General features: G+C 70.7%; 6 protein-coding genes and 1 other annotated feature. Of the genes, 3 read left to right on the forward strand and 3 right to left on the reverse strand.

Features of this window, described 5'->3' with window-relative positions; translation table 11 throughout:
* The 3 genes from P409_RS26865 to P409_RS26875 all read left to right on the forward strand — a co-directional run.
* Positions 1–356, forward strand: a 356-nt coding sequence (locus P409_RS26865; protein WP_034845639.1) for an alpha/beta fold hydrolase, incomplete at its 5' end; no start/stop codon positions are given.
* A gap of 53 nt (positions 357–409) precedes the next feature.
* Positions 410–985, forward strand: coding sequence for an NADPH-dependent FMN reductase (locus P409_RS26870; protein WP_034845642.1), 576 nt, complete (start codon positions 410–412; stop codon positions 983–985).
* A 23-nt stretch (positions 986–1,008) separates the two neighbouring features.
* Positions 1,009–1,491 carry a VOC family protein gene (locus P409_RS26875; protein WP_202964822.1) on the forward strand — a complete coding sequence of 161 codons (483 nt, stop codon included), beginning with the start codon at positions 1,009–1,011 and terminating at the stop codon, positions 1,489–1,491.
* A gap of 180 nt (positions 1,492–1,671) precedes the next feature.
* Here the strand turns inward: P409_RS26875 and P409_RS26880 are convergent, their stop codons facing one another.
* The 3 genes from P409_RS26880 to P409_RS26890 form a co-directional block, all read right to left on the reverse strand.
* Positions 1,672–3,147, reverse strand: coding sequence for a SulP family inorganic anion transporter (locus tag P409_RS26880; protein WP_202964823.1), 1,476 nt, complete (start codon positions 3,145–3,147; stop codon positions 1,672–1,674).
* A 77-nt stretch (positions 3,148–3,224) separates the two neighbouring features.
* Positions 3,225–3,280, reverse strand: a sequence feature (sul1 is cis-regulatory element that is thought to sense ions involved in sulfur or methionine metabolism; They are found in Alphaproteobacteria).
* A gap of 98 nt (positions 3,281–3,378) precedes the next feature.
* Entirely contained in the window at positions 3,379–4,284 is a 906-nt protein-coding gene (locus P409_RS26885) for a DMT family transporter (protein WP_034845646.1), read from the reverse strand.
* 11 nt (positions 4,285–4,295) lie between these two features.
* Positions 4,296–4,811 (reverse strand): SDR family oxidoreductase (locus P409_RS26890; RefSeq protein WP_034845647.1); only part of this gene is annotated, 516 nt, incomplete at its 5' end.

Raw genomic sequence — 4,811 nt, forward strand, 5'->3', positions numbered from 1 at the left:
GGCTGATCGCCGGCCCCGGCTTTCCCTTCGACGAGACCGCGCATCGCGCCCAGGCCCTGGCCGAGGCGCGGCGAGCCCGCGGCCCCGCCGGCTTCGCCCGGCATATCGCCGCCATCGCCGCCACCGGCGACCTGCGGCCCTGGCTGGCGCAGATCACCGCCCCGACCTTGGTGGTGCATGGCGCCGAGGACCCCCTGGTGCCGCCCGCCGCCGGCCAGGACATCGCGGCGAACATCCCGGGGGCCGAACTGATGCTGGTCGACGGCATGGGGCACGACCTGCCGCCGGCGCTGCATGGCCCGGTGGCCGACGCCATCCTCCGCAACGCCCGGCGGACAGAATTCCTCTGGACTTGAAGCTGACTTGAACTTCTAGCGTGTCCCGACTCAGTGACTCGAGGGGCACGCATATGGACACTCTGCGCATCGGCCTGATCTACGGCAGCGTCCGGGAGGGCCGGTTCTGCGACACCGTCGCCGGCTGGGCGGCCGGCGAGATCGAGCGGGCCGGCGGCTTCATGCTCGATCCGATCGATCCGCGCGGCCTCGGCCTGCCGGACTGGAGCGCCCGGCGGGACGGGGAGGGCGTGACCGCCTTCCGCGAACGCATCGACCGGGCCGATGCCTTCGTCGTGGTGACGCCGGAATACAACCACGCCTATCCGGCGGTGCTGAAGTTCATGATCGACTGCGCCTATGCCGAATGGCAGGCCAAGCCGGTGGCCTTCGTCTGCTACGGCGGCATCTCCGGCGGCCTGCGCGCGGTGGAGCAGCTGCGCCTGGTCTTCGCCGAGCTCCATGCGGTGACGCTGCGCGACACGGTCAGCCTATCCTGGGCCTCGCGCCGCTTCGATACCGACGGCCGGCTGGTCGAACCGAACGAAACCGCCGCCGCCATGGCGGTGATGCTGAAGGCGCTGCGCTGGTGGGGCATGACGCTGCGCCAGGCGCGCACCGTCGCGCCCTATGCCGCGGCGCTGGCGTGACCGAAACCGGAAGGAAGCCGAAATTGGGAATCGTCCCGATCCAGTCCCTGTATGAAACCCATCTGACCGTCAGCGATCTCGACCGCTCCATCGCCTTCTACCGCGACGTGCTGGGGCTCGAGCTGGCGCACCGGATCCCGCAGCGCCATGTCGCCTTCTTCTGGGTCGGCGCGCGGGAGCACAGCATGCTCGGGCTCTGGTCCTACCATTCGAGCCCGCTGCAGCTGCGGCTGCATATCTCCTTCAAGGTCGGGCTCGAGGATGTCAGCCGCTCGATCTCGGCTCTCCGCCGGGCCGGAGTCGAGCCGAAGCCGGCCTTCGGCCAGCCTGCCACGGAGCCGATCGTGTTCTCCTGGATGCCGGCGGCCAGCGTCTTCTTCGACGATCCGGACGGCCATTCGCTGGAGTTCATCGCCAATCTCCCAGGGCCGGCGCGTCCGGAGCTGGGCATCGTCCCGCTCAGCCGCTGGCAGGCGCTCGGCGCCGAGCCGGAGACGGTCCTGTAGGATCGCCGCTCCGGCCGGTCGCTCCGGATCCGGCCTCTAAAAAAAGAACCCCGCCGGAGGGGAGGCGGGGCTGAGGGGTCCAGTGGTGGAAGGAGCTTTCGCATCCCCCATCAGAGAGACGATGCAGGGCGGCATCCTCTTCCGAGTTTTTTTGCGCCGGCTGCGTCATGGCTCTCCGCGTCAGTGCGACGGAACCCCGGCGGCCTCCTTCTTGTCGTGGACGGCGAAGCGCTCGATCATGGTGGCGCTGGCGGCGTTCAGGCCCACGACCTCGACCGCGCGGCCCTGGCGGCGGGCCTTCAGCACCACGCGGTCGAGCGCGCCGACGGCCGAGATGTCCCAGAAATGGGCGGCGCCGACATCGATGACGATCTTCGTGACCGGCTCGGTCACATCGATCGATTCCGCGAAGGTGCCGGCGGAGGCGAAGAACACCTGGCCCTCGACCCGGTAGGTCCTCACCGCCCCGTCCGGCGACAGCGTCGACGTCACCCGGCTGAGCCGCGACACCTTGCCGGCGAAGAACACGCCGGACAGCAGCACCCCGACCAGGACGCCGATCGCGAGGTCCGAGGTGGCGACGACCGTGACCACGGTGGCCAGCATCACCACCGAGGACGGCACCGGGTTGCGGCGCAGCCGGGCCAGCGAGCGCCAGGAGAAGGTGTTGATCGACACCATGATCATCACCGCGGTCAGCGCCGCGACCGGGACGATGGCCAGCAGGTCCTGCAGCGCGACCAGCAGCACCAGCAGGAAGACGCCCGCGACCAGCGTGGACAGCCGACCCCGCGCGCCGGAGGAGACGTTGATCCCCGACTGGCCGATCATGGCGCAGCCGCCCATGCCGCCGAACAGCGCCGAGGCGATGTTGGCGATGCCCTGGCCGGTGCATTCCCGGTTCTTGTCGCTGGTCGTGTCGGTCAGGTCGTCGACGATCTGCGCGGTCAGCAGCGATTCCAGAAGGCCGACGGCGGCCAGCGTCAGCGCCACCGGCGCCAGGATGCGCAGCGTCTCCAGCGTGAACGGCACCGAGGGCAGCGCGAAGACCGGCAGGGAGGACGGGAGCTCGCCGAGATGCGCCACCGTGCGGACATCGAGCTTGAACACCACCGAGACCGCGGTCAGCACCGCGATCGCCACCAAAGGCGACGGCACGGCCCGGGTGACCCGCGGGAACAGGTAGATGATGGCCAGGCCCAGCGCGATCAGCCCGTAGGTGGCGGGCGGCACGCCCACCAGCTCCGGCAGCTGCGCCAGGAAGATCAGGATGGCCAGCGCGTTGACGAAACCGGTCATCACCGACTGGGAGACGAAGCGCATCAGCCGCCCGAGCTTGAGGAGGCCGGCGATGATCTGGAAGATGCCCATCAGGATGGTGGCGGCGAACAGGTACTGGACGCCGTGGTCGCGCACCAGCTCGGTCATCACCACGGCGGTGGCGGCCGTGGCGGCGGAGATCATCGCCGGCCGGCCGCCCGTGAAGGCGATGACGATGGCGATCACGACGGAGGCGAACAGGCCGATCTTCGGGTCGACCCCGGCGATCACCGAGAAGCCGATGGCCTCCGGGATCAGCGCCAGGGCCACGACGATGCCGGACAGGACGTCGCCGCGGATGTTGGACATCCAGTCGCGGCGGAACGAGGAATTCATGGTCATGGAAGGGAAATACCCGCAATAGACGTGCAGAACCGTCCACGCGCTCGGCGGACGTTCGGTGAGGTCATTTGCGTTGTCCGGCGGATCGGCGGCCGGAAGAGCCACCCGGAATTTCACCGGGTCCAGTCGAATGGCCCTACATAACGGGGCGGGGGCCGCGTTGCAACCTGGCGGGAGCCGGCGCGACGCTGCCGGGTTATCTCGGCCGGGGCGCCTGACTCGGCCTCACCGGGCGAAGGTGGCCAGGGCGACGCCGCCGAGGGTCAGGGCCAGGGCGCCGATCTCGCGCAGGCCGAAGGGGTCGCCCAGCATCGCCACCGAGGCCAGGACGCCGATCACCGGCGCCAGCAGCGACCCGATGGTGGCGACCGAGGCCGGCAGCCGGCGCAGCGCCGCGAACCAGGCGACATAGGCCAGGCCGAAGGCGAGGGCGCCGCCATAGGCCAGCGCCGCCCAGTCGAGCGCGCCCAGCGCCGCGAAATCCGGCTGCTCCAGCAGCTGCCAGAGCAGCAGCAGCGGCAGCAGGCCGAGGCCGGTCTGCCAGGCCACCAGCGCGGTCGGCGGCATCGTCACCGGCGCCCGCTTGGCCAGCACGGTGCCCAGCGCGAACAGCATCGATCCGGCCAGAGCGAAGGCGACGCCCGGCAGCTTGGCGGCGAGATCCTCCTCGCCCGGCGTGCCGTGCGCCACCAGCAGCACGATACCGGACAGGCCGAGCACCAGGCCTGCGCCGCGGCGCAGGGTCGGCCGCTCGCCCAGCAGCGGCCAGGCCAGGATGGCGGCCCAGATCGGCAGGGTATAGGCCAGGATCGTCGTCTCCGACGCCCGCAGCCACAGCAGCGACAGGGTGGTCAGCGCCATCCAGGCGGTGACGTTCAGGGCGGCGGCCAGGCACAGCCGGCCCCACTGGCCGCGCGGCGGCATCAGGGATTCGCGGCGGGCGAGGGCGATCGCCAGCACGATGGCGGTGCCGATCAGGCCGCTGGCGGCCCGCACCGAGAAGGGCGGCAGCACCCCGACCAGATGCTTCACCAGCGGCCAGTTGAAGCCCCACATCAGGCTGGTGGCGACCAGGAAGCCCAGCCCCTGGATCGAGACGCCGGGCGTCCGGGATGCGGTGCTGGTCGCCATGGGCCGCGTTGTTAGACCACGACCGGGCTCTGCAGCCCGTCCATGGTGATGTTGACGCCGGTGATGTAGCTCGCCTTGGCCGAGGCCAGGAACAGCACGGCGTCGGCGATCTCCTCCGGCTGCGCGCCGCGGCCGAGCGGGATCCGCGCCACCGCGCGCTGCCGCGCCTCCTCCAGCGTGATGCCGTGCAGCCGGGTCTCGGCCTGCAGCCCTTCGGCCACGCGCTCGGTCTCGGTCAGGCCGGGGTTGAGGCCGACGATGCGGATGCCCTTGCCGGCATAGGCGGTGGCCAGTCCGGCGGTGGCCAGCATCAGCGCGGCATTGGCGGCGCCGCCGGCGATGTGCACCGTCGCCGGCACCTTGCCGCCATTGCCGATGATGTTGACCACCACGCCAGAGCCGCGCGCGGCCATGCGCTTCACCACCGGATCGATGACGTTGATGTAGGAGAAGAACTTGGCATCCATCGCCGCCCGGTAGGCGGCGGGTGTCAGCTCCTCCGCCGGGGTGCGGCGGGCGGCGCCGGC

The sequence above is a fragment of the Inquilinus limosus MP06 genome (genome assembly GCF_000767795.1).
GTDB lineage: Bacteria > Pseudomonadota > Alphaproteobacteria > DSM-16000 > Inquilinaceae > Inquilinus > Inquilinus limosus_E.

Bases quoted from the DNA above. Each gene is read 5' to 3' on its own strand.
- P409_RS26870 (WP_034845642.1), top strand. From the start codon at position 410: ATGGACACTCTGCGCATCGGCCTGATCTACGGCAGCGTCCGGGAGGGC.
- P409_RS26880 (WP_202964823.1), bottom strand. From the start codon at position 3,147: ATGAATTCCTCGTTCCGCCGCGACTGGATGTCCAACATCCGCGGCGAC.
- P409_RS26885 (WP_034845646.1), bottom strand. From the start codon at position 4,284: ATGGCGACCAGCACCGCATCCCGGACGCCCGGCGTCTCGATCCAGGGG.